This is a genomic window from Streptomyces sp. T39 (genome assembly GCF_008042045.1).
Taxonomy (GTDB): Bacteria; Actinomycetota; Actinomycetes; order Streptomycetales; family Streptomycetaceae; genus Streptomyces.
The window spans coordinates 1-770 of the sequence record NZ_RDBP01000167.1 but is presented as its reverse complement, the minus strand read 5'-3'; the positions used below and the strand labels follow the sequence as shown (position 1 = coordinate 770).

The following is a 770-nucleotide window of genomic DNA, read 5'->3' as shown; positions in this document are numbered from 1 at the left end:
CGCTGCATGCCGGTGCCGGCGGCAAGCTGGGCGAGGATCTCCCGCTCGATGCGGGTGATCTCCCACCGGGTGGTGTCGGGGCCGAGCAGGTGCCGTACCGGGGCCAGGACTGCCCATGCTCGGGCGGACAGCGTCGGACCGGATCCGTCAGCCGGGCCTCCGCTGCAGGCGCCGTCTGTGCCCCGGCCCCCGTCGGCCCGCAGGGCGGCAGGCGGGTTATCCACAGTTTCCACAGGGCCCCCCGCTACAACCGGTAGACGCCTGACGGCGGATCCCGAGACGGCAGTGGGCGGGCAGTAGTCGGGTCGGTCAGTAGGCGGGTCTTCCTCACAGGGGGACCCGTCATGATCTTCGGGACCCGATCCGTCACGGATGTCAGGGCAGACGTCTGCCGCCTCGGCGGGCACCCGCTTTCGCGCGGGCGGGGCCGGGACGACCACCACGGTGGCGGCCGCCGGGACGGGCACGGCGTGCAGCGGGCTGGGGTTGGCCTCATAGGCATGGCGGCCGCGCGGGCCCTGGCGGTGGTGGACGGTGATCCAGCCGGTGGCGGCGAGCTCGTCCAGGAGCCGGGCCGTCTGCCGCTCGGTGAGCGTCTCGCCCTGGTGGTCACCGGACTCGTGGCGCAGGTGGTCGGCGAGCTCCCGCACGGTCAGCGGCATGCGCCGGGCCTGCGCGTAGGCGATCGCCCCGTACAGGCGCAGCAGGCGGGGCCGCAGGACGTCCGCGGCCCGGACCGGGATCCACACGAACAGCTCGCCGGCGTCCGT

The 770-nt window shown here is 74.4% G+C and carries 1 pseudogene; it reads right to left on the bottom strand.

Annotated elements, in window-relative coordinates:
- Nucleotides 1-770: pseudogene (locus EAO77_RS39190) on the bottom strand (hypothetical protein); the annotation flags it as partial.